Source organism: Streptomyces sp. NPDC104367 (genome assembly GCF_055583825.1).
In genome coordinates this window covers 266403-290519 of record NZ_JBVJND010000008.1, presented here as the reverse complement: position 1 = coordinate 290519, position 24117 = coordinate 266403, and the positions used below count along the sequence as shown (strand labels likewise).

Annotated in this window: 20 protein-coding genes; 13 read left to right on the top strand and 7 right to left on the bottom strand. The window is 71.2% G+C overall.

Going from position 1 to position 24117, the window contains the following annotated elements:
- Positions 1 to 112 precede the first annotated feature (112 nt).
- The gene (locus tag ACZ619_RS15090; protein ID WP_469598678.1) at positions 113 to 919 is read left to right on the top strand and encodes an endonuclease I family protein; all 807 of its coding nucleotides are present in this window, start codon (positions 113 to 115) and stop codon (positions 917 to 919) included.
- Between the two features lie 146 nt (positions 920 to 1065).
- Positions 1066 to 1425, top strand: a complete 360-nt coding sequence (locus ACZ619_RS15085; RefSeq protein ID WP_469598676.1) for a peptidase inhibitor family I36 protein — start codon at positions 1066 to 1068, stop codon at positions 1423 to 1425.
- Positions 1426 to 1448: 23 nt separating this feature from the next.
- Here the strand turns inward: ACZ619_RS15085 and ACZ619_RS15080 are convergent, their stop codons facing one another.
- The 3 genes from ACZ619_RS15080 to ACZ619_RS15070 form a co-directional block, all read right to left on the bottom strand.
- On the bottom strand, positions 1449 to 2126 hold the full coding sequence (locus ACZ619_RS15080) for an SDR family NAD(P)-dependent oxidoreductase (protein WP_469598674.1): 678 nt from the start codon (positions 2124 to 2126) through the stop codon (positions 1449 to 1451).
- A gap of 414 nt (positions 2127 to 2540) precedes the next feature.
- Positions 2541 to 3752 (bottom strand): AAA family ATPase, encoded by a 1212-nt coding sequence (locus ACZ619_RS15075; protein ID WP_469598672.1) that lies wholly within the window; start codon positions 3750 to 3752, stop codon positions 2541 to 2543.
- Positions 3753 to 3870: 118 nt separating this feature from the next.
- Positions 3871 to 5562 carry a thiamine pyrophosphate-binding protein gene (locus tag ACZ619_RS15070; RefSeq protein ID WP_469598670.1) on the bottom strand — a complete coding sequence of 564 codons (1692 nt, stop codon included), beginning with the start codon at positions 5560 to 5562 and terminating at the stop codon, positions 3871 to 3873.
- A gap of 231 nt (positions 5563 to 5793) precedes the next feature.
- Between ACZ619_RS15070 and ACZ619_RS15065 the strand changes: the two genes are divergently transcribed.
- Positions 5794 to 6582, top strand: a complete 789-nt coding sequence (locus ACZ619_RS15065; protein ID WP_469598668.1) for a phosphatase — start codon at positions 5794 to 5796, stop codon at positions 6580 to 6582.
- Between the two features lie 133 nt (positions 6583 to 6715).
- Here the strand turns inward: ACZ619_RS15065 and ACZ619_RS15060 are convergent, their stop codons facing one another.
- From ACZ619_RS15060 to ACZ619_RS15045, 4 genes are all read right to left on the bottom strand, one after another.
- A complete protein-coding gene (locus tag ACZ619_RS15060) occupies positions 6716 to 7060 on the bottom strand; it encodes a hypothetical protein (protein ID WP_469598666.1) in 345 nt (114 codons plus the stop codon).
- Between the two features lie 74 nt (positions 7061 to 7134).
- Complete coding sequence (locus tag ACZ619_RS15055) at positions 7135 to 8025, bottom strand: acyl-CoA thioesterase (protein ID WP_469598664.1); 891 nt, start codon at positions 8023 to 8025, stop codon at positions 7135 to 7137.
- 35 nt (positions 8026 to 8060) lie between these two features.
- Entirely contained in the window at positions 8061 to 9218 is a 1158-nt protein-coding gene (locus tag ACZ619_RS15050; RefSeq protein WP_469598662.1) for an acyl-CoA dehydrogenase family protein, read from the bottom strand.
- 120 nt (positions 9219 to 9338) lie between these two features.
- A complete protein-coding gene (locus ACZ619_RS15045; protein ID WP_469598661.1) occupies positions 9339 to 9935 on the bottom strand; it encodes an SACE_7040 family transcriptional regulator in 597 nt (198 codons plus the stop codon).
- 86 nt (positions 9936 to 10021) lie between these two features.
- Here ACZ619_RS15045 and ACZ619_RS15040 point away from each other — a divergent pair, with 86 nt between their 5' ends.
- The 10 genes from ACZ619_RS15040 to ACZ619_RS14995 all read left to right on the top strand — a co-directional run bounded on the left by ACZ619_RS15040 (position 10022) and on the right by ACZ619_RS14995 (position 24021).
- Positions 10022 to 11638, top strand: a complete 1617-nt coding sequence (locus ACZ619_RS15040; protein ID WP_469598659.1) for a carboxyl transferase domain-containing protein — start codon at positions 10022 to 10024, stop codon at positions 11636 to 11638.
- Positions 11639 to 11649: 11 nt separating this feature from the next.
- Positions 11650 to 13644: an acetyl/propionyl/methylcrotonyl-CoA carboxylase subunit alpha gene (locus ACZ619_RS15035; protein ID WP_469598657.1), complete on the top strand. Its 1995-nt coding sequence runs from the start codon at positions 11650 to 11652 to the stop codon at positions 13642 to 13644.
- 8 nt (positions 13645 to 13652) lie between these two features.
- The gene (locus tag ACZ619_RS15030; RefSeq protein WP_469598757.1) at positions 13653 to 14573 is read left to right on the top strand and encodes a hydroxymethylglutaryl-CoA lyase; all 921 of its coding nucleotides are present in this window, start codon (positions 13653 to 13655) and stop codon (positions 14571 to 14573) included.
- A gap of 5 nt (positions 14574 to 14578) precedes the next feature.
- Entirely contained in the window at positions 14579 to 15739 is a 1161-nt protein-coding gene (locus ACZ619_RS15025) for an acyl-CoA dehydrogenase family protein (protein ID WP_469598655.1), read from the top strand.
- 139 nt (positions 15740 to 15878) lie between these two features.
- Entirely contained in the window at positions 15879 to 16922 is a 1044-nt protein-coding gene (locus ACZ619_RS15020) for an ABC transporter substrate-binding protein (RefSeq protein ID WP_469598653.1), read from the top strand.
- 371 nt (positions 16923 to 17293) lie between these two features.
- Entirely contained in the window at positions 17294 to 18736 is a 1443-nt protein-coding gene (gene desA / locus ACZ619_RS15015) for a lysine decarboxylase DesA (RefSeq protein ID WP_469598651.1), read from the top strand.
- The gene (locus ACZ619_RS15010; protein ID WP_469598650.1) at positions 18720 to 20003 is read left to right on the top strand and encodes a lysine N(6)-hydroxylase/L-ornithine N(5)-oxygenase family protein; all 1284 of its coding nucleotides are present in this window, start codon (positions 18720 to 18722) and stop codon (positions 20001 to 20003) included. Before desA ends, ACZ619_RS15010 begins: the two co-directional genes overlap by 17 nt.
- Positions 20000 to 20548, top strand: a complete 549-nt coding sequence (locus ACZ619_RS15005; RefSeq protein WP_469598648.1) for a GNAT family N-acetyltransferase — start codon at positions 20000 to 20002, stop codon at positions 20546 to 20548. The genes ACZ619_RS15010 and ACZ619_RS15005 overlap by 4 nt, the downstream gene beginning before the upstream one ends.
- Positions 20545 to 22320 (top strand): IucA/IucC family protein, encoded by a 1776-nt coding sequence (locus ACZ619_RS15000; protein WP_469598646.1) that lies wholly within the window; start codon positions 20545 to 20547, stop codon positions 22318 to 22320. Before ACZ619_RS15005 ends, ACZ619_RS15000 begins: the two co-directional genes overlap by 4 nt.
- 156 nt (positions 22321 to 22476) lie before the next feature.
- Entirely contained in the window at positions 22477 to 24021 is a 1545-nt protein-coding gene (locus ACZ619_RS14995) for a ricin-type beta-trefoil lectin domain protein (RefSeq protein WP_469598644.1), read from the top strand.
- Positions 24022 to 24117 lie beyond the last annotated feature (96 nt).

Here is a 24117-nt window from a genome sequence, read left to right as displayed (position 1 = left end):
CCGACCGCACGGTCGGGGGCCTTTTTTTACGTCGAGTTTACCTCCACGTCCTCATGTTCATGTCACGCTCCTTCTTGCCGCCTCATCAACCCGCGTAGATGGGAAACTCTTTATGCTGGCGACACGCATCCGGCACTGGAAGTCGGTGGCGCTGACGACCGCCACCGTCCTGGTGGGTCTCACCGCCCCGGCACTGACGGCGACCCCGGCCGCCGCGACGACGACCGCGTACGACTCGACGTACTACAAGAACGCGATCGGCAAGACGGGGACGAGCCTCAAGTCGTCCCTGCACACGATCATCAGCGCGAACGTCACCAAGCTGTCGTACTCGGCCCTGTGGGACGCCCTGAAGGTGACCGACCAGGACCCGAGCAACAGCAGCAACGTGATCCTGCTGTACTCGGGCATCTCGCGCAGCAAGTCCCTCAACGGCGGCGACAGCGGCGACTGGAACCGCGAGCACGTGTGGGCGATCTCGCACGGCGACCTCACCACGTCCACCGGACCGGGCACGGACCTGCACCACATCCGTCCCGAGGACGTGGCGGTCAACTCCAAGCGCGGCAACCTCGACTTCGACGAGGGCGGCTCCACCTTCACCAACAGCGGCGGCAGCAAGGTCGACTCGGACTCCTTCGAGCCCCGCGACGCCGTCAAGGGCGACGTGGCCCGCATGATCCTCTACATGGCCGTCCGCTACGAGGGCGACGACGGCTGGGCCGACCTGGAGCCCGACGACAAGGTCGGCAACGGCTCCACCCCGTACATCGGCAAGCTCTCGGTCCTCAAGGAGTGGAACGACGAGGACCCGCCGGACTCCTTCGAGGAGAACCGCAACAACGTCATCTACAACACCTACCAGCACAACCGGAACCCGTTCATCGACCACCCGGAGTGGGTCGACGCGATCTGGTAGGCCGGCCGGCCCGCACCGGTCCTACTAGTTCCCTCACACCGGTGAAGTCGATCTTGGGACCGGGCGTGTCACGGTCATCGCCCAGGAGCATGGGGGCGCCCCGGCGGTTCCGCCGGGGCGCCCCGACTCCCGTTCCGGAGGCTTCCGTGAAGCTGCGTACCTGGTCCGTCGCTGCCGCCCTCGCCCTGACCGCGCTGGTCGTCCCCGCGCAGAGCGCCTCGGCGCACTCGGCCGCCACTCCCCCCGCCTGCCCCACAGGCTCGGTGTGCTTCTGGAGCGGTGAGGGCTTCAGCGGCAGCTACTGGGAGTGGACGTCCCGCAGCGGCTACCGCGACATGCCGCCCTACCTCCACGACCACGTCGGCTCCGCGGTCGCCGCCACCCGCGCCTGCTTCGTCAACTGGTCCCCGGTCGAGAAGCGCGACGTCTTCAACGGCGACTGGCGCTCCCGCTACCTCGGCGACTTCGGCGGCCGCATCGACGGAGTGGGCCCGGGCGCCTGCTGAACCGGCGGCGCCCCGGCCGCGGTTCACCATGTCGGCACGAACCCGCCGTCGATCCGCAGATCGCTGCCGAGGATGTTGGCGGCGCGGTCGCCGGCCAGGAACACGACCAGGTCGGCGATCTCCGACGGCCGGGAGAAACGGCCGCTGGCGGTCCCGGCCGCGGCCTGTGCCACGACCTCCTCGGGCCGCAGTCCGGCCGCCGCCGAGACGGTGTCGGCGACGCCCCCGCCGCCGAGCCACAGGTCCGTCTCGACCGGCCCGGGGCTGACGCTGTTCACGCGTACGCCCCGGGGGCCGAACTCCTTCGACAGGGCCTTGGAGAAGTTGACCAGCGCCGCCTTGGAGGCGCTGTAGTCGACCACCGTCGGGTCCGGCAGTTCGGCGTTGACCGAGCCGATGTTCACGATGGCGCCGCGGCCGGCCGCCGGCATGCGGGGCAGCACCGCCCGGGTCACCGCGACCGTGGCGAAGAGGTTGACCTCGAAGGTCCGCCGCCACTCCGCGTCACTCACGTCGAGGAAACCGCCCGGCCGGGCCGGGGCGACGCCCACGTTGTTGACCAGGACGTCGACACGCGGACCGGTCTCATCCACCAGGCGCTCCGCGATGGCCGGTGCCACGGCGGTGGCAACGTCCACCGCCAGTTCGGCGGTGAGCGGGTCGGTCGGATCGGGAGTCGGCTGCGGTGCGGGGTGCGGCATGCGGACTGCCCTTCGCTCGTCAGTACGGCAAGCGCACCATCGGGTCGGCGCCAGTCGGAATTCGGAGAACGGGCCGCATGCGAACCTCCCCCGGACACCCTGCTAAACCCATGGCACAGAGCGGACACGCACTGGCGGAAGGGCGGTGACCTGGATGCTGGATCATCGCTATGAGTCGGACCGTTCTCCCAGAAGGTACGGCTCGATTAACTCTCGATCCACAACCGATAGTTGAATGCGCGTGATGCCAGACGATCTACGGGATCACACAGATGCCGTTCCAACTGGGCGAGCGTGAGCTCGGCCACGTACGACTCCCTACGGCTCCGAACTGAGATGACGGACAGACCTTGTTGCCTGGCCGGGGCCATCTCGAAATCGGCACGTAGTGGCTGCCGACGGAGTCAGTACGTGTCACAGCCGTCGCGCGATCTGCCCCTCCAGGAGGGCCGGGACCCCGCCGAAGGCTCCCGCGAGATACGACTGCGTGAGGTCCTCGTCCTCGCCCGGCTCCACATCGGTGAGCGGATACAGCTCGGTCGCCCCGTCCTTGTCCTTCTGCGTGAGCCAGACCTGTCCGGGGTCGAGGAGCCGCTCGCCGCTCGGGGTGGTGAGGACCGTCGCGTCGTGCGAGGTGAAGATCAGCTGAGCCCCCTTGGGGTTCGCGTACGGGTCGTGGAAGAGCCGGACGACCTCAGCGGCGAAGCGGGAGTGCAGGCTCGCGTCGAGTTCGTCTACGAGCAGGACCGCGCCTTCGTCGAGGGCGAGGAGCAGAGGGCCCAGAAGAGCGAACCAGGAACGGGTGCCGTAGGACTCCTCCTGCCAGTCGAAGGACACGTCCCCGGCAGCCGAATGGTGCGTCAGCTTCACCCTGTCCTGGCCCGGGCCGTCCTGGACGACCGTCGCTCCGGTGATGCCGAGGTCGGCGACCCTCAGCAGCTCCTGGATCCTGGCGGCCCTCGGACCCGACAGTTCCTTCGTGGTGTACTGCGCGCGCTCGTCCCTCTCGACCTCAGGACTGATCATCCAGAGGTTGCGGCGGAACCAGTGGAAGAGCGGAGAGAGCTGGGGGTGGTTGTCCGTACCGGCCGTGGACAGCAGCAGGGCGTTCGGCCGCGTACGCCGTACGAGCTGGGACCGGTCCCTGACCCGCCCACCGGGCCACCTGAAGACGTCCGGCCGGGAGGCGTCGCGGTCGAGCCATTCCTGACGGTGGCCCTTCGGATAGCTGTGCAGCCATTCGGACTCGACACGGGTGGCGCCGAGCTCGAAGCCGTACGTCCAGCGGACCGAGTCGATGACGACATCGACCTCGAAGAAGGAGGGCTCGTTCTCGCTCTTGGGGCCCAGCGCGAAGACATGGCGCGGGATGCCGTCATAAGAGGCCCAGCGCGCGTAGGAGTTGAGGACCGCGTTGCTCATGTCGGTCATCGCGGTCAGCACGTTCGACTTGCCGGAGGCATTGGCCCCGAAGATGCCGATCAGCGGGAGTACGGAGATGGACCCGCCGCCTGCGAGATCCACCGCGTTCGCCGACCCGCCCTGCTCGTCGCCGGGCGCGACGAAGGACAGCTCCTGCTCGTCTCGCAGGGACCGTACGTTCGCGACGCGGAACCGCAGCAGCACGCTGTCCTCCTCACCGGGCTCAGAGTAATGGCCGCATGTGACATCGGCCCGGCCGGAACGCCTGCGACCTGCACGGAACATATCCCGTGCAGGTCACCGCCGACAGCCGATCAGGTGATCAGTCCGAGCCCAGATGGGTGGGGGCGAACATCCTCAGGCGGGCCGGGAGCACGAGGACCGAGGGGCCGGGCTCGGACAGGGCCTTCGCCAGGTCCGCCGCCAGGGAGCCGGGGGAGGTCCGGGCGGCCGGGACCCCGAAGGACTCGGCCAGGGCCACGTAGTCCGGGCGGGTCAGGTCGGTCGCCGTGGCCTCGCCGAAGGCGTCGGTCATGTACTCGCGCAGGATGCCGTAACCGCCGTCGTCGACGATGAGCCAGGTGACCGGGAGGCCGTACTGCCTGGCCGTCGCGAGTTCCGCGACGGAGTAGAGGGCGCCGCCGTCCCCGGACACCGCCAGCACCGGGCGGCCCGGGTCGGCGGCGGCCGCGCCGAGCGCCGCCGGGAAGCCGTAGCCGAGGCCGCCGGCGCCCTGCGCGGAGTGCATCAGGTTGGTGCCCCGCGGGTCGAACGCCGACCAGGCCCAGTACGCCAGGATCGTCATGTCCCAGAAGGACGGGGAGTTGGCGGGCAGGGCCCGTCGGACCGACGCCAACAGGTCCTGTTCCAGAGTGAGTTCCTGGGTCGCGAGGCGTGCGGCGACCCGGTCGAGGACGGTCCGTACCCGCTCGGGGGCGGACGGGTCCTCGCGCGGGGTCACCGTCTCCAGCAGCGCCTGGAGGGCGAGCCGGGCGTCCGCGTGGATGCCCAGTGCCGGATGGTTGGCCTCCAGCTTGCCGAGGTCCGCCTCGATCTGCACGATCCGGCCGCGCGGTGCGAACGTGTGGTAGTTCGAGGAGAGTTCGCCGAGGCCGGAGCCGACCACCAGCAGGACGTCCGCGTCCTCCAGGAAGTCCGTGGTGTGGCGGTCCTCCAGCCAGGACTGGAGGGAGAGCGGGTGGGTCCAGGGGAAGGCGCCCTTGCCGCCGAAGGTGGTCACCACCGGCGCGGCCAGCCGCTCCGCCAGCTGCTTGAGCTTGCCGGAGGCGTCCGCCCGCACCACCCCGCCGCCCGCGATGATCGCCGGGCGGGCCGCGCGCGACAGCAGGTCGGCCGCCACGGCGGTCAGTTCGGGGCGCGGGGGCAGTTCGTCGGGGGTCGCGTCCACGGCCGTCACCACCGGGAGCGCCGCCTCGGCGAGCAGCACGTCCTGCGGGACCTCCACCCATACCGGTCCGTGCGGGGCCGTCAGCGCCGACTTCCAGGCCGCCGCGATCGCGGACGGGATCTGCGACTGGCTGCGGACGGTGTGCACCGACTTCACCACGCCCCGGAACGAGGCCGCCTGGTCGGGGAGTTCGTGCAGATAGCCGTGGCGGCCGCCGCCGAGGCCGGCCCTCGGGACCTGGCTGCTGATCGCCAGCACCGGCGCGGAGGCGGCCGCCGCCTCCTGGAGGGCGGCGAGCGAGGTCAGCGCACCGGGGCCGGTCGACAGGAGCAGCGGGGCCGCCTCGCCGGTGATCCGGCCGTACGCGTCGGCCGCGAAGCCCGCGTTGTTCTCCACCCGCAGGCCCACGTAGCTCAGGGTCGAGCGGCGCAGAGCGTCGAAGATGCCGAGCGCGTGCTGACCGGGCAGGCCGAAGACGGTGGTCGCGCCGAGCCCGGCCAGGGTCTCCACGACCAGGTCCCCGCCGGTGCGCCCGGCGGGAGGGTTCAACGCGGCTTCCGTCTGGGCGGGCGTCGGGCGCAGCACCAGGTCGTGGTCGTGGGTCACTTCGCGCGGGCCTCGGCAATCTGGCTGGTCTTGGACGTGGCCGGTCGCGTACGCCGTGCGGGACGTGGTGCAGGATGCGGCCGTCGGCGTGATCGTACGCGGGGGCCGCATCGGTGACTCCGGCGGCTTCGGCGGCTTCGGCGGCTTCGGCGGCTTCGGCCGATACCGGATTGGGACGCTCGGTCAGGGGACTCCAGGTGGTCGCACAGCACGCTGCCTCACAATGGAGCCATGCCGATACCCGGGACACCCAGCCGCGCCGAGCTCGTCGACCACCTTGTGAAGACCCGTATCGCGGGTGATGTGGCGACTCCGCGCGAGAACAACCTGCTCCACTACCGCAAGCTGGCCAACGGCGAGCGCAACTGGTGGCTGGGACTGGAACTCGGCGACCGGTGGAGCGACGAGCAGGACGTGCTGGCGGTGATGGCGGAGCGGGTCGGCGTCAACGACGATCCCGGGCACCGGTACGGCCAGGACACCATCGACCCCGATCTGACCGTGGACGCGCTGAACCGGCTGGCGGCGCGGTTGCGCAAGGCGGCCGAGGGGCGGCAGCGGGTGCTGTTCGCGACCGGCCACCCGGGCGGTCTGCTGGACGTGCACCGGGCGACGGCGGTCGCGCTGCGGGCCGCCGGCTGCGAGATCGTGGTGATCCCGGACGGGTTGCAGACGGACGAGGGGTACGTCATGCAGTTCGCGGACGTCGCCGTCCTGGAGCACGGCGCGACGCTGTGGCACACCCACTCGGGCGAGCCGATGAAGGCGATCCTGGGCGGACTGGAGCGCGAGAGCCGTCCGCTGCCCGACCTGGTCGTGGCGGACCACGGCTGGGCGGGGGCCGCGGCGCAGGCCGGCCTGGACTCGGTCGGCTACGCGGACTGCAACGACCCGGCGCTGTTCCTCGCCGAGTCCGAGGGGACCCTCCAGGTGGCCGTCCCGCTCGACGACCATGTGCTCAGCCCGCGTCACTACGACCCGATGACCGCGTACCTGCTGGCGGAGGCGGGGCTGGCCTGACGGACCGGTGTGCGGCCCCGGACAGGTGGGAGCCGCACGGAGCCGCACACCGCGACGTGCCCCGGGACCCTCGGTTCCCGGTCCTGTCACGTCTGGTCGGTCGGCCGGTTCAGCCGGACCCGAGTCGGCCGGTTCAGCCGAACCCGAGTCCGCCGAAACCGCCGAAGCCACCGAGTCCGCCGAAGCCGCCGAAACCTATGGCGGGGACGACCACGACCGGGACGACGGGAATGACGGGGACGACGGCGAAGCTGCGGAAGCCGCAGTTGTTGAACCCGCCGCCCCGGAAGCCGCGGCAGCCGAAGCCGCCGTTGACGCCTGAGACGCCGGAGACTGCTGAGACGGCGGAGACGGCGGTCTGGTGGGAGGAGGCGGGCGCCGCCGAGGCGGTACCCGCGGCGCCGATCGCGGCTCCACCGGCCATCAGCAGACCGGCGGCGGACATCGCGGCGAGACGCCTCGTGCGTTGTACTCGCATGAGGAAATACCTTTCTGTGGGGCATTTCACTCATAAAGACTAGATCAGGAAAATCCGCCTGGCATCTCGAACGGTTACGGAGCGCGACCGTCGGGCCGTTCGCGCGGGACGCGGACGACCCCTTCCTGGATCACGGAGACGGCGAGGGAGCCGTCCTGCGTGTAGATCCGGGCCTGGCCGAGGCCGCGGCCGCCGTGGGCGGACGGGGACTCCTGGTCGTAGAGCAGCCACTCGTCGGCGCGGAACGGCCGGTGGAACCACATGGCGTGGTCGAGCGAGGCGCCCACCACGTCGCCGACGGCCCAGCCGCCGCGGCCGTGCGCGAGCAGCACCGAGTCGAGGAGCGTCATGTCGGAGACGTAGGTGGCGAGGACGACGTGCAGCAGGGGGTCGTCGTCGAGCTTGCCGGCGGTGCGGAACCAGACCTGGCTGTGCGGCTCGCGCGGCTCGCCGAACTTCCCGTAGGGCGGCTCGTCGACGTAGCGCAGGTCGACCGCCTCGCGGGCCTCCAGGAACTTCTCGACCACGGCGGGCGGCAGGTGGTCGTAGCCGCGCAGCCGCTCGGCCGAGGTGGGGAGGGTCTCCGGGTCGGGCGCGGGCGGCATCGGGGCCTCGTGGTCGAGGCCGTCCTCGTACAGCTGGAAGGAGGCGGAGAGGGCGAAGATCGGGCGGCCGTGCTGGACGGCGACCGCGCGCCGGGTGGTGAAGGAGCGGCCGTCGCGGATGCGCTCGACGTTGTAGACGATGGGCGCGCCCGGGTCCCCGGCACGCAGGAAGTACGCGTGCAGGGAGTGGGCGTGCCGGTCCGCCGGGACGGTGCGTCCGGCGGCGACCAGCGCCTGGGCCGCGACCTGTCCGCCGAAGACACGCGGGACGACGGCGGACCGGGACCGGCCGCGGAAGATGTTCTCCTCGATCTGCTCCAGATCGAGCAGGTCGAGGAGATCGTTCAGTGCCTGGTTCATGGCACCTTTTCTACTCGGCGGCCGTTGCCGGAGCCTTACAGGCCCATGTCCTTGGCGATGATCGTCTTCATGATCTCGCTGGTGCCGCCGTAGATGCGGTTGACGCGGTTGTCCGCGTACAGGCGGGCGATCGGGTACTCGTTCATGAAGCCGTAGCCGCCGTGCAGCTGGAGGCAGCGGTCGATCACGCGGTGGGCGACCTCGGTGGTGAACAGCTTGGCGCTGGCCGCCTCGGCCGGGGTCAGCTCACCGGCGTCGAGGGCCTCCGTGGCGCGGTCGACGACGGCCTCGGCCGCGTCCACCTCGGCCTGGCAGGCGGCCAGCTCGAACTTGGTGTTCTGGAAGGCGGCGACGGGCTGGCCGAAGACGATCCGGTCCTGGACGTACTGCTTGGCGAACCGGACGGCGGCCTTGGCCTGCGCGTAGGCGCCGAAGGCGATGCCCCAGCGCTCGGAGGCGAGGTTGTGGCCGAGGTAATAGAAGCCCTTGTTCTCCTCGCCGAGGAGGTCCTCGACGGGGACCTTGACGTCGACGAACGCCAGCTCGGCGGTGTCGGAGGTCTTCAGGCCCAGCTTGTCGAGCTTGCGCCCGACCGAGTAGCCCTCGGCCTTGGTGTCCACGACGAACAGGGAGATGCCGTGGCGGCGGTCCTCCTTGGTCGGCGCGGAGGTGCGGGCGCAGACGATCATGCGGTCGGCGTGCACGCCGCCGGTGATGAAGGTCTTGGCGCCGTTGAGGACGTAGTGCGTGCCGTCCTCGCTGAGCCTGGCGGTGGTCTTCATGCCCGCGAGGTCGGAGCCGGTGCCCGGCTCGGTCATCGCGATGGCCCACATCTCCTCACCGGAGACGAACTTCGGCAGGTACTTCTTCTTCTGCTCGTCGTCGGCGAGCAGCTTGATGTAGGGCAGGCCGAGCAGCACGTGCACACCGGAGCCGCCGAAGGCGACGCCCGCGCGGGCGGTCTCCTCGTAGAGGACGGCCTCGAACTTGTACGAGTCGATGCCGGCGCCGCCGTACTCCTCGTCGACGCGGATGCCGAAGACGCCGAGCTCGGCGAGCTTGTAGTAGAAGTCGCGCGGGGCCTGGCCGGCCGCGAACCACTCGTCGTACACCGGTACGACCTCGGCCTCGATGAAGGCGCGGAGGGTCTCCCGGAACGCCTCGTGATCCTCGTTGAACAACGTACGGCGCACGCCGCCACCTCCAGGCACGTCCATCTGTCTAAGCGCTTGCTCAGACTATTACCGTACCGGTGGGTAGGCGGATGGGTCCAGGGTGGGAGAGCGGGGACGGGCGTAACGCTCGTCACTCGCTCACGTGCCCGCAGCCGCGCCGAACGCGCCCTTCGCCATGCGGTGCAGGAGGGTCGCGGTGGCCGCGCGGCCCGGCAGGGAACCCGGCCGGCCCAGGTGCGGGGTGGAGTTGAGGAGGCCGAAGACGGAGTGGACCGCGGAGCGGGCCGCAGGCTCCGCCAGGGCCGGGTGGACCTCGCGGAGGACCTCCACCCAGAGTTCGACGTACTGGCGCTGGAGCTGGCGCACCAGCTTGCGGTCGCTGTCGCGCAGGCGGTCCAGCTCCCGGTCGTGCAGGGTGATCAGCGGGCGGTCGTCGAGGGCGAAGTCGATGTGGCCCTCGATGAGCGAGTCGAGGACCTCCCCGGCGGGCACCCCGTCGGCCTCCGCCAGGCGCCGCTTCGCCCCGGTCAGCAGCTGCCCGCTGATCCCCACCAGCAGCTCCGCGAGCATCGCGTCCTTGCCCGCGAAGTGCCGGTAGAGACCGGGCCCGCTGATGCCGACCGCCGCGCCTATCTCGTCGACGCCGACGCCGTGGAAGCCGCGCTCGGCGAAGAGCCGGGCGGCCTCCTTGAGGATCTGCTCGCGACGGGTGGGGGCGTCGGTTCTCGTGACCATGAGGTCGATTCTAGACAGGGAGGTTAGCGGTCGTTAACCTGAGGGAAATGCGTTAACGCTCATTAACAAGGTGAGGGGATCGCGGCATGGACCAGGCACCGGAGCTTCACAGCGCGGCGGATCCCGCGTCGGAGGCCTTTCGGGCCAACGAGGAGGCGCACCGCGTCCTCGTTCAGGAGCTGCGCGCCAAGCTCGCCGCGGCCGCGCTGGGCGGCGGTGAGAAGGCCCGCGCCCGGCACGTCGCGCGCGGGAAGCTGCTGCCCAGGGACCGGGTGGACGCCCTCCTCGACCCGGGGTCGCCGTTCCTGGAGCTGGCCCCCCTGGCGGCCGACGGGATGTACGACGGGGCCGCCCCCGCCGCCGGGGTGATCGCCGGGATCGGCCGGGTCGCCGGGCGGGAGTGCGTGATCGTCGCCAACGACGCCACCGTCAAGGGCGGCACGTACTACCCGATGACCGTGAAGAAGCACCTGCGGGCCCAGGAGGTCGCCCTCGACAACCGGCTGCCGTGCCTCTACCTGGTGGACTCCGGCGGCGCCTTCCTGCCCCTCCAGGACGAGGTCTTCCCGGACCGCGACCACTTCGGGCGGATCTTCTACAACCAGGCCCGGATGTCCGCCGCCGGCGTCCCGCAGATCGCGGCGGTGCTCGGCTCGTGCACGGCCGGCGGCGCGTACGTCCCGGCCATGAGCGACGAGGCCGTCATCGTCCGCGGCCAGGGGACGATCTTCCTCGGCGGTCCCCCGCTGGTGAAGGCCGCCACCGGCGAGGTGGTGACGGCGGAGGAGCTGGGCGGCGGCGAGGTGCACTCCCGGGTCTCCGGCGTCACCGACCACCTCGCCGAGGACGACGCGCACGCCCTGCGGATCGTCCGCACCATCGCCGCCACCCTCCCCGCCCGTCGCGCCCTGCCCTGGGAGGTCGCCCCGGTAGTCGAGCCGAAGGCCGACCCGTACGGCCTCTACGGCGCGGTCCCGGTCGACCCCCGCACGCCCTACGACGTCCGCGAGATCATCGCCCGGGTCGTCGACGGCTCCCGGTTCGCCGAGTTCAAGAGCGAGTTCGGGCAGACCCTGGTCACCGGCTTCGCCCGGATCCACGGCCACCCGGTCGGCATCGTCGCCAACAACGGCATCCTGTTCTCCGAGTCCGCCCAGAAGGGCGCCCACTTCATCGAGCTGTGCGACCAGCGCGGCATCCCGCTGGTGTTCCTCCAGAACATCTCCGGCTTCATGGTCGGCAAGGACTACGAGGCCGGCGGCATCGCCAAGCACGGCGCCAAGATGGTCACGGCGGTGGCCTGCACCAGGGTCCCGAAACTGACCGTCGTCGTGGGCGGTTCGTACGGCGCGGGCAACTACTCGATGTGCGGCCGGGCCTACTCCCCCCGCTTCCTGTGGATGTGGCCGGGCGCCAAGATCTCCGTGATGGGCGGCGAGCAGGCCGCGTCGGTGCTGGCGACCGTGAAGCGGGACCAGCTGGAGGCCCGGGGCGAGCCGTGGTCCGCGGACGACGAGGAGGCCTTCAAGGCCCCGGTCCGCGCGCAGTACGAGCACCAGGGCAACGCCTACTACGCGACCGCCCGCCTCTGGGACGACGGGGTCATCGACCCGCTGGAGACCCGTCAGGTGCTCGGCCTCGCCCTGACGGCCTGTGGCAACGCGCCGCTGGGTGAACCCCGGTTCGGCGTCTTCCGGATGTGAGGAGGGGACTCGTGTTCGACACCGTACTCGTGGCCAACCGGGGCGAGATCGCCGTCCGGGTCATCCGTACGCTGCGGTCGCTGGGCGTGCGCTCGGTGGCCGTGTACTCCGACGCCGACGCGGACGCGCGGCACGTGCGGGAGGCCGACACCGCCGTACGCATCGGTCCGGCGCCGGCCGGCGAGAGCTATCTGTCGGTGGAGAGGCTGCTGGCGGCGGCCCGGTCGAGCGGCGCCCAGGCGGTGCACCCCGGGTACGGCTTCCTCGCCGAGAACGCCGGGTTCGCGCGTGCCTGCGCGCAGGCGGGGCCGGTGTTCATCGGCCCGCCGCCGGACGCGATCGCCCTGATGGGCGACAAGATCCGGGCGAAGGAGACGGTACGGGCGGCCGGGGTGCCGGTGGTGCCGGGCGGCCGTGACCCCGAACTCGCCGGCGCGGCCCACGCGCTGGGCGCGCCGGTGCTGCTCAAGCCGTCCGCCGGCGGCGGCGGCAAGGGCATGCGCCTGGTGCGCGACCTGACGCTGCTGGACGACGAGATCGCCGCCGCCCGTCGCGAGGCCCGCGCCTCCTTCGGCGACGACACGCTCCTCGTCGAGCGGTGGATCGACCGGCCCCGGCACATCGAGATCCAGGTGCTGGCCGACGGCCACGGCAACGTGCTGCACCTGGGCGAGCGCGAGTGCTCGCTCCAGCGACGGCACCAGAAGGTCGTGGAGGAGGCGCCCAGCGTGCTCCTGGACGAGGCGACCCGGGCCGCGATGGGCGAGGCGGCCGTACAGGCGGCGCGCTCGTGCGGGTACGTCGGGGCGGGCACGGTGGAGTTCATCGTGCCGGGCGGGGACCCCTCGTCGTACTACTTCATGGAGATGAACACCCGGCTCCAGGTGGAGCACCCGGTCACGGAGCTGGTCACCGGGCTCGACCTGGTGGAGTGGCAGCTGCGGGTGGCGGCCGGGGAGCGGCTGCCCTTCGCCCAGAGCGGCGTCACGCTCACCGGGCACGCCGTCGAGGCGCGGATCTGCGCCGAGGACCCGGCGCGCGGTTTCCTGCCCACCGGCGGCACGGTCCTCCTGCTCCGGGAGCCCGCCGGGGACGGCGTCCGCACCGACTCCGGGCTCGGCGAGGGCACCGAGGTCGGCAGCCTGTACGACCCGATGCTGTCCAAGGTGATCGCGTACGGACCGGACCGGGAGACAGCGCTCCGGAAGCTGCGCGCGGCCCTCGCGGCGACGGTCACGCTCGGCGTGCCGACCAACGCCGGGTTCCTGCGCCGGCTGCTGGCGCATCCGGCGGTGACCGCGGGCGAACTGGACACCGGGCTGGTGGAGCGCGAGGCCGACGCGCTGGTGTCGGACGAGGTGCCGGCGGAGGTGTACGCGGCGGCCGCGCTGCTGCGCCAGGACGCGATCACGCCCGCCGGCGGCTCCGGCTGGACGGACCCGTTCGCCGCCGCCGACGGCTGGCGGCTCGGCGGCCGGCGGGCCTGGACCGCGCACCACCTCCAGGTGCCCGGCCACGAACCGGTGACCGTCCGCGTGCGCAGCGCCCCGGACGGGGCGGCGGAACTGCTCCTGCCCGGCGCCGACGCGGCCCTGCCGGGGTCCATGGGCGCGTCCCCGGGACGGGACGGCGGGGACCGGTTCACGCTCCGGCTGGACGGCGTCACGCACACCTTCCACAGCGCCGGCGACTGGATCGGCCGGGACGGCGACGCCTGGCAGGTGCGCGACCACGACCCGGTCGCCGCGACGCTCGGCCGGACCGCGCACGCGGGCGGCGACTCCCTCACCGCGCCCATGCCCGGCACGGTGACCGTGGTGAAGGTCGCCGTGGGCGACCAGGTCGCCGCCGGCCAGAGCCTGCTGGTGGTGGAGGCGATGAAGATGGAGCACGTCGTCTCCGCCCCGCACGCCGGCACCGTCGCCGAACTCGACGTGAAACCCGGCGCCACGGTCGCCATGGACCAGGTGCTGGCCGTGATCGCCCCGGCGGAGGAGGACCGGTGACCCTGCCCATGACCGTACCGGCGGCCGACCTGCCCGCCCGGGTCCGGATCCACGAGGTCGGCGCGCGCGACGGCCTCCAGAACGAGAAGTCGGCGGTCCCGACGGAGGTCAAGGCCGAATTCGTGCGGCGGCTGGCCGACGCGGGCCTGACGACGATCGAGGCGACCAGCTTCGTGCACCCCAGGTGGGTGCCCCAACTGGCCGACGCGGAGGACCTGTTCCCCCGCATCGCCGATCTGCCGGGCGTCGCCCTCCCCGTCCTGGTCCCCAACCAGCGGGGCCTGGACCGGGCGCTGGCCCTCGGCGCCCGCCGGATCGCGGTCTTCGCCAGCGCCACCGAGTCCTTCGCCAAGGCCAACCTCAACCGCTCGCTGGAGGAGTCCCTGGCCGTCTTCGACCCGGTGGTCCGGCGGGCGAAGGACGCCGGCGCGCACGTCCGCGGCTATGTCTCGATGTGCTTCGGCGACCCCTGGGAGGGGGCCGTCCCGCTCCACCAGGTGGTCCGGGTCTGCCGGGCGCTGCGCGACATGGGCTGCGACGAGCTGAGCCTCGGCGACACCATCGGCGTGGCGACCCCGGGCCACGTCCTCGAACTGCTCTCCCTGCTCAACGAGGAGGGCGTGCCGACGAACGTCGTCGGCGTGCACTTCCACGACACCTACGGCCAGGCGCTCGCCAACACCTACGCGGCCCTGGAACACGGCGTGACGACGGTCGACGCGTCCGCCGGCGGGCTCGGCGGCTGCCCCTACGCCAGGTCCGCCACCGGCAACCTCGCCACCGAGGACCTGGTCTGGATGCTCCAGGGCCTCGGCATCGAGTCCGGGGTCGACCTCGGCCGTCTGACCGCCACCAGCGTGTGGATGGCCGAACAACTGGGCCGGCCCAGCCCGTCCCGTACCGTCCGCGCCCTCTCCCACCAGGAGTGACGACCATGGACCACCGCCTCTCCCCCGAACTCGACGAACTCCGCCGCACGGTCGAGGAGTTCGCGCACGACGTCGTGGCGCCGAAGATCGGCGACTTCTACGAGCGGCACGAGTTCCCGTACGAGATCGTCCGCGAGATGGGCCGCATGGGCCTGTTCGGACTGCCGTTCCCGCAGGAGTACGGCGGGATGGGCGGCGACTACCTCGCGCTCGGCATCGCCCTGGAGGAACTGGCGCGCGTCGACTCCTCGGTGGCGATCACCCTGGAGGCCGGGGTCTCGCTGGGCGCCATGCCGATCCACCTCTTCGGCACACCGGAGCAGAAGCGGGAGTGGCTCCCCCGCCTCTGCTCCGGCGAGATCCTCGGCGCCTTCGGCCTCACCGAGCCGGACGGCGGCAGCGACGCCGGAGCCACCCGCACCACGGCCCGGCTGGACCCGGCCACCGACGAGTGGGTGATCAACGGCAGCAAGTGCTTCATCACCAACTCCGGTACGGACATCACGGGGTTGGTGACGGTCACCGCCGTCACCGGCCGCAGGCCCGACGGCAGGCCGCTGATCTCCGCGGTCATCGTGCCGTCCGGCACCCCCGGCTTCACGGTCGCCGCCCCCTACTCCAAGGTCGGCTGGAACGCCTCCGACACCCGTGAACTGTCCTTCGCGGACGTCCGGGTCCCCGCCGCCAACCTCCTCGGCGAGGATGGCCGCGGCTACGCCCAGTTCCTGCGCATCCTGGACGAGGGCCGGATCGCGATCGCGGCGCTCGCCACCGGCCTGGCCCAGGGCTGTGTGGACGAGTCGGTCAAGTACGCGAAGGAACGGCACGCCTTCGGCCGCCCCATCGGCGCCAACCAGGCCATCCAGTTCAAGATCGCCGACATGGAGATGAAGGCCCACACGGCCCGGCTGGCCTGGCGGGACGCGGCCTCGCGCCTGGTCGCCGGGGAGCCCTTCAAGAAGGAGGCGGCCCTCGCCAAGCTCTACTCCTCCACCGTCGCCGTCGACAACGCCCGGGACGCCACCCAGGTCCACGGCGGCTACGGCTTCATGAACGAGTACCCGGTGGCCCGCATGTGGCGCGACTCGAAGATCCTGGAGATCGGCGAGGGCACGAGCGAGGTGCAGCGGATGCTGATCGCGCGGGAGTTGGGCCTGGCCGGCTGACGCCACCGGGAGAGTGTCCACGGGAGGCTCACAGGTTCGGGCGGAGGACCCCCGGGAGCTGGACCATCCGTGAGGTTAGGCTAACCTAATCCACGACTTGTCCGGCGGTGATCCCGCACGTCCGAAAGCAGTCACACACATGCCCAACGTCAGAGCCTCCCGCCTCACCCGCCGTGGCATCCTCGCCGCCGGTGGCGCTCTCGGCCTCGGTGCCGCGCTCGCCGCGTGCGGTGACGACAAAAGCGGTGGCTCCTCCGGCAAGGAGACGGCCGCCGCCGAGTCCGGCCCCTGGACGTTCAAGGACGACCGCGGCACGACCGTGAAGCTGGACGGGATCCCCGCGACCATCGTCGCGTTCGTCGGTGTCGCCGCCGCGCTGTACGACTACGGCATCGAGGTCAAGGGAGTCTTCGGCCCGACCAAGACCAAGGACGGCAAGGCCGATGTCCAGGCCGGCGACATGGACGTCAGCAAGCTGACCGTCCTCGGCAACGAGTGGGGCCAGTTCAACGTCGAGAAGTACGCGGCCCTCGCCCCGGACGTCCTCATCAGCACGATGTTCGACTCCGCGGGCACCCTCTGGTACGTCCCGGACGAGTCCAAGGACAAGATCGCCAAGCTCGCCCCGAGCGTCGGCGTCTCGGTCTACGACCGTCAGATCACCACGCCGCTCCAGCGCGTGTGGGCGCTCGCCGAGTCGCTGGGCGCGGACATGACGGCCAGTAAGGTCACGGACGCCAAGAAGCGGTTCGAGGAGGCGTCCACCCGGCTGCGCGCGGCCGCCAAGGCGCACCCCGACATCAAGGTGCTCGCCGGCTCTGCCGCCCAGGACCTGTTCTACGTCTCCGGCACGAACCTCTCCGTGGACCTGGAGTACTTCAAGGCCCTCGGCGTGAACTTCGTCGAGCCCCCGGCGTCCGTGCTGAAGGCGAGCGGCGGTTGGTACGAGTCGCTGAGCTGGGAGAACGTCGACAAGTACGAGGCCGACGTCATCATGATGGACGACCGTACGGCGACCATCCAGCCGGCCGACATCACCGAGGCCACCTGGAAGAAGCTCCCCGCGGTCAAGGCCGGCCAGGTCATCGCCCGTTCCCCGGAGCCGATCCTCTCCTACGACAAGTGCGTCGACATGGTGGAGAACCTCGCCAAGGCCCTGGAGACGGCGAAGAAGGTCAGCTGACCTCCTCCGGTCCCCGCCTCCCCCACATCCTCCTGACCCCGCCTCAGGAGTCCATACGACGAAGGCCGCAGCCGCCCCGTTCCGTTCCCTCTCCCTCCGGGGCGCACGGACGAGGCGGCTCGGTCCGTCTCCGGTCCGGGTCGCCCTCACCGGGTACCGGCGACGGGGCCTGACGGAGGGGCAACTCCGGGCCGCCCGCGGGTGATCCGTCCCGGAGCGGGGGCCGACGTGACGGCTGTCACGGGAGAGGCGCGACCTCCGTTCCGTTACTTAGGTTAGGCTAACCTAAGTTGAAACCGCGGAACTTCGGAACTTCTCACCCCCCAAGCTCTCCCCGTTCCCCGCACGGACTGTCCCCGGAGGACCCCCTCATGCGCTCGCACCTGCTCAATGACCTGACCGCGGAGCACTACCGCCGCTCCGTGACCGAAGGAGTCGAGCGGGTGGCGGCCAGACTCGCCACCACCGAGCGGCCGTTCACGGGTGTCACCGTCGACGCCCTCACCCCCCACATCGACGCGATCGACCTCGACCGGCCGCTGCACGACACCGCCGCGGTCCTGGACGAGCTGGAGGAGGTCTACCTCCGCGACGCGATCTACTTCCACCACCCCCGCTACCTCGCCCACCTCAACTGCCCGGTGGTCATCCCGGCGGTGCTCGGCGAGGCGGTGCTCTCCGCCGTCAACTCCTCGCTGGACACCTGGGACCAGTCGGCCGGCGGCACCCTCATCGAGCGGAAACTGATCGACTGGACGACGGACCGCATCGGACTCGGTGACGCCGCCGACGGCGTGTTCACCTCCGGCGGCACCCAGTCCAACCTCCAGGCGCTGCTGCTCGCGAGGGAGGAGGCCAAGGCCGACTCGCTCGGCAGCCTGCGCATCTTCGCCTCCGAGGTCAGCCACTTCAGCGTGAAGAAGTCGGCGAAACTGCTCGGCCTCGGCATGGACGCGGTGGTCGTCGTCCCCGTCGACCACGACAAGCGGATGCAGACCGTCGCCCTCGCCCGCGAGCTGGAGCGCTGCCGGCAGGACGGGCTCGTCCCGATGGCCGTCGTCGCCACCGCCGGCACCACCGACTTCGGCTCCATCGACCCGCTGCCGGAGATCGCCGAGCTGTGCGAGCAGTTCGGCACCTGGATGCACGTCGACGCCGCCTACGGCTGCGGGCTGCTCGCCTCGCTGAAGCACCGGGACCGCATCGACGGCATCGAGCGCGCCGACTCGGTCACCGTCGACTACCACAAGTCCTTCTTCCAGCCGGTGAGTTCGTCCGCCGTCCTGGTCCGCGACGCCGCCACCCTGCGGCACGCCACCTACCACGCGGAGTACCTCAACCCGCGCCGGATGGTCACCGAACGCATCCCCAACCAGGTCGACAAGTCCCTCCAGACCACCCGCCGCTTCGACGCCCTCAAGCTGTGGATGACGCTGCGCACCATGGGCGCCGACGGCATCGGCGAACTCTTCGACGAGGTCTGCGAACTGGCCCGGGAGGGCTGGCGGCTGCTGGCGGCCGACCCGCGCTACGACGTGGTCGTCGAACCGTCCCTGTCCACCCTCGTCTTCCGTTACATCCCGGCCGCCGTCACCGACCCGTCCGAGATCGACCGCGCCAACCTGTACGCCCGCAAGGCCCTGTTCGCCTCCGGCGACGCGGTCGTCGCGGGCACCAAGGTCGGCGGCCGCCACTACCTCAAGTTCACCCTGCTCAACCCCGAGACCACGACGGCCGACATCGCCGCCGTCCTCGATCTGATCGCCGGCCACGCCGAGCAGTACCTGGGAGAGTCCCTTGACCGCGCGTCCTGAAAACCACGCCAAGACCTATGACTTCGTGGGCATCGGGCTCGGGCCCTTCAACCTCGGCCTGGCCTGCCTGACCGAGCCGATCGCCGAACTCGACGGCGTCTTCCTCGACTCGAAGCCCGACTTCGAGTGGCACGCGGGCATGTTCCTGGACGGCGCCCACCTCCAGACCCCGTTCATGTCGGACCTGGTCACCCTCGCCGACCCCACCTCGCCGTACTCCTTCCTCAACTACCTGAAGGACAAGGGCCGGCTGTACTCGTTCTACATCCGGGAGAACTTCTACCCGCTGCGCGTCGAGTACGACGACTACTGCCGCTGGGCCGCCCAGAGGCTGACCAACGTCCGCTTCAACACGACCGTGACGGAGGTCCGTTACGAGGACGCGGACGAGGTCTACGTCGTCACCTCGGCCACCGGCGAGACCTACCGGGCCCGCCGCCTGGTCCTCGGCACCGGCACCCCGCCCCACATCCCCGACGCCTGCCGGGGGCTGGACGGCGACTTCATCCACAACTCGCGCTACCTCAGGCACAAGGAGGCGCTCCAGGCGAAGGAGTCGATCACGCTGGTCGGCAGCGGCCAGTCCGCCGCCGAGATCTACCACGACCTGCTCAGCGAGATCGACGTCCACGGCTACCGCCTGAACTGGGTGACCCGCTCCCCGCGCTTCTTCCCCCTCGAATACACCAAGCTCACGCTGGAGATGACCAGCCCGGAGTACATCGACTACTACCACGCCCTGCCCGAGGACACCCGCTACCGGCTCACCGCCGAGCAGAAGGGCCTCTTCAAGGGCATCGACGGCGACCTGATCAACGAGATCTTCGACCTGCTCTACCAGAAGAACCTCGGCGGCCCGGTCCCCACCCGGCTGCTCACCAACTCGGCCCTGCGCGAGGCGAGTCACGACAACGGCACCTACACCCTGAAGTTCCGCCAGGAGGAGCAGGGCAAGGACTACGAGATCGAGTCCCAGGGCCTGGTCCTGGCGACCGGCTACCGGTACGCCGAGCCGGAGTTCCTGCGCCCGGTCCAGGACAGGCTGCGCCACGACGCGCACGGCAACTTCGACGTCGCCCGCAACTACGCCATCGACGTCACCGGCCGCGGCGTGTTCCTCCAGAACGCCGGCGTCCACACCCACAGCATCACCAGCCCCGACCTGGGCATGGGCCCGTACCGCAACGCCTGCATCATCCGCGAGCTGCTGGGCTGCGAGCACTACCCGGTCGAGAAGACGATCGCCTTCCAGGAGTTCTCCGTATGACCACCACGACCGCGGTGGGCGGCTTCACCTTCCGCCCGCTGGACCCGATCGAGGACGCGCAGCTGCTGCACCGCTGGGTCACCCACCCGAAAGCGGCGTTCTGGATGATGCAGGAGGCCCGGCTGGAGGACGTCGAGCGGGCGTACATGGAGATCGCGGCCGACGAGCACCACCACGCGCTGCTCGGACTCGGCGAGGACGGCGCGCCGGCCTTCCTGATGGAGATGTACGACCCCGCGCACCGGGAACTGGTCGGGCTGTACGAGCCCGAGCCGGGGGACGTCGGGATGCACTTCCTGACCCCGGCCACCGACACGCCCGTGCACGGGTTCACCAAAGCGGTCATCACCGCCGTGGTCGCCCGGCTCTTCGAGGACCCGTCGGTCCGCCGGATCGTCGTCGAGCCGGACGTGCGCAACAAAGCCGTGCACGCGCTGAACGAGGCCGTCGGGTTCGTGCCCGAACGGGAGATCCGCAAGCCGGAGAAGACGGCGCTGCTGAGCTTCTGCACCCGGGAGCGGTTCGAGAGGGCGGTGTCCGCATGACCCTCGCCGACGCGGTGGCCCACCTCTCCCCCGAGCGCTGGGAGAAGGCCAACCGGCTCCTGGTGCGCAAAGCGCTCGCCGAGTTCGCCCACGAGCGGCTGATCACCCCGGAGCCGGACGGCGAGGACGGCACGTACGTCGTCCGCAGCGACGACGGACTCACCCGGTACCGCTTCACCGCCGTGCGCCGCGCCCTGGACCACTGGCAGATCGCGGAGGACTCCATCACCCGGGTCCGGGACGGCGCCGCGCTCCCGCTCGCCGCGCTGGACTTCTTCATCGAGCTGAAGCGGTCCCTGGGGCTGGGCGACGAGATCCTGCCGGTCTACCTGGAGGAGATCTCCTCCACCCTCTCCGGTACCTGCTACAAACTCACCAAGCCGCAGGTGCCGGCCGCCGAGCTGGCGAGGAGCGGGTTCCAGGCGATCGAGACCGGGATGACCGAGGGCCACCCCTGCTTCGTCGCCAACAACGGCCGGCTCGGCTTCGGCGTCCACGAGTACCTGTCGTACGCCCCCGAGACCGCGAGCCCGGTCCGGCTGGTGTGGCTGGCGGCCCACCGCTCGCGCGCCGCGTTCACGGCGGGCGTGGGCATCGAGTACGAGTCCTTCGTCCGCGAGGAGCTGGGCGAGCCGGCCCTGGAGCGCTTCGACGGCGTCCTGCGCGACCGGGGCCTGGACCCGGCCGACTACCTCCTGATCCCGGTCCACCCCTGGCAGTGGTGGAACAAGCTCACCGTCACCTTCGCCGCCGAGGTCGCGCGCGGTCTCCTGGTGTGCCTGGGCGAGGGCGACGACGAGTACCTGGCCCAGCAGTCCATCCGGACCTTCTTCAACCGGTCCGCCCCGCACAAGCACTACGTGAAGACCGCCCTGTCGGTCCTCAACATGGGCTTCATGCGCGGACTCTCGGCCGCGTACATGGAGGCCACCCCAGCGATCAACGACTGGCTGGCCCAGCTCATCGAGAACGACCCGGTGCTGAGGTCGACCGGCCTGTCGATCATCCGGGAGCGGGCGGCCGTCGGCTACCGGCACCTGGAGTACGAGAAGGCCACCGACCGCTACTCGCCGTACCGCAAGATGCTGGCCGCGCTGTGGCGGGAGAGCCCGGTGCCCTCCCTCCAGGAGGGCGAGTCGCTCGCGACCATGGCCTCCCTGCTCCACGTGGACCACGAGGGCGCGTCCTTCACGGCGGCGCTGATCGAGCGGAGCGGTCTGGCGCCGAGGGAGTGGCTGCGGTCGTACCTGCGGGCCTACCTCGTCCCGCTGCTCCACAGCTTCTACGCCTACGACCTGGTGTTCATGCCGCACGGCGAGAACGTCATCCTGGTGCTGGAGGACGGGGTCGTGCGGCGGGCGGTCTACAAGGACATCGCCGAGGAGATCGCGGTGATGGACCCGGACGCGGTGCTGCCGCCCGAGGTCCGGCGGATCGCGGTCGAGGTCCCGGAGGACATGAAACTCCTCTCCGTCTTCACGGACGTCTTCGACTGCTTCTTCCGCTTCCTCGCCTCGAACCTCGCGGCCGAGGGCGTGCTGGACGAGGACGGCTTCTGGCGGACGGTCGCCGAGGTCACCCGCGAGTACCAGGAGTCGGCGCCCGAACTCGCCGACAAGTTCGCGCAGTACGACATGTTCGCGCCCGAGTTCGCCCTGTCCTGCCTCAACCGGCTCCAGCTGCGCGACAACCGGCAGATGGTGGACCTGGCGGACCCGTCGGGCGCCCTCCAGCTGGTCGGAACCCTCAAAAATCCCGTCGCGGGGTTCTGATCAGGGCGGCGGGCACCCCGGAGTACGGTCCTCGGGGGTGCCCGCCTTCCCCTTTCACGCCGCGCACATCCTTCACCCCTCGGGCACACAGCCGCACCACAGGACACACCACTACGGTCCACACCTTGCCGTGACGGCTCCTTGGGGGAGACGACGATGTCCGAACACACCGCACAGCAAGACGGCACCGGCCCGGACCCGGCGCCGGAGGACGTGTCCGCGGTCCACGCCTACGCCGCCGCGTTCTGCGGCGACCGGCAGGCCGCCGCCGACCTCGCCGCCGAGGTCCTCGCCCACGCCGCCCGCGCGCCGGGCCCCATCGCCCGTCTCGCCCTGCTGACCGCGGTACGGCGCACCGCCGACGCGTGGCTGGGCGACGGGCGGGCCGGACGGCTGAGCCAGGGGTTCCGGTCCTGGTCGCGGCGGGCGGCCGACACCTTCGGGCCGGTGGACACCCTGCGCCGGGTGGAGCACACCTCGCTGCTGCTGACCGCCTACCTGGAACTCCCCGACCAGCCGCGCACCGCCCTGTGGCTGTGCCTGGCCGAGCGCGGCGAGACCGCCAGGGCGGCGCGGCTCCTCGCCGTGTCCGACGAGTTCGCCGACTCCATGGCGCAGTCGGCCCGGTCCCGGCTGGCCGACTCCTTCGTACGGCTGCGGGCCGAGCGGACGGCGGACGCGCGCTGTGTGCACTACGGCACCATGCTCGGCGCGATCGCCCGCGGCACCCACCGGGACACCCCCGCCGACCTCCAGCAGCACCTGGACGACTGCCGGTTCTGCACCCACGACTACGTCCTGCTGCGCGCCCTGACCTCGGGCGGCGAGGAGGAGGTGCGCGCCCTGCTCGTCGACCGGTTACTGGTGTGGGGCGGCCCGGCCTACCGGGAGGCGGAACGGGACCGGCCGCCCCGCGTCCGGGCGTCCCCTCCGGCCCTCGGGAACCCGGCCCCCGCCCCGGTTCCGGCCCGGGTTCCCGCCCCGGTTCCGGTCCTGGAGGCCGGGCCGGTGCGGTCCGGGCCGCCCGGGCCTGCGCCGTACACCCCGCGCGGGCGGCGGCCCCTGCTCACGGTGGCCGTCACGGTCGTGCTCACCGCCCTGGCCACCACGGCCGCCTGGAGGTTCCTGGGCGGCACGGACATCCCCGGCCTGGCCGCGAGCTCCGCCACCGGGCCCGTCTCCTCCGCCCCGGCCTCCCCCACCCCCTCCGCCTCCGCCTCCGCCTCGCCGGGCTCCGCCACCGGCACGGCACTCGCCGTCCTCGCGCTCCGGGGCGAGGGCAGCGGACGCTGTGTCACGGCCGCCGCGAGCGAGTCCTTCGACAACGACCCCCGGTCGGCCGCCTGCGACGGCGGCAGGAACCAGAAGTGGCGGGTCGTCATCAGCGGCAGGAAGACGGTCGCCCTCCAGCACGTCGCCTCCCGGCTCTGCCTCGACATCGCCGGCGACCGGGTGACCGGCGACCCCATGCAGCTGCGCCCCTGCGCCTTCCAGCAGAACGGCACCGCCCCCTACCCCGAGGACCAGGCCTTCCTCCTCAGGACGCACGACGACGGCACCTTCACCCTGGTCTGCCAGGACAACCCGGACATCGCCTTCGGCCTGCGCTCCGGCGAACCGCGCATGCTCGCCGCGTCCGGCTCGGGCACGGCGGTCCGGTTCACCCTGGACGAGAAGCTGGCGCGGGCCCTGGGCGACTAGGACGGTCCCGGGCGGGCGGCCTCTCGGGCCGGGCCGGCGGCCTCGCGGGCCGGGCCGGCGGCCTCTCGGGCCGGTCAGGCGGCCGACGGCCGGATG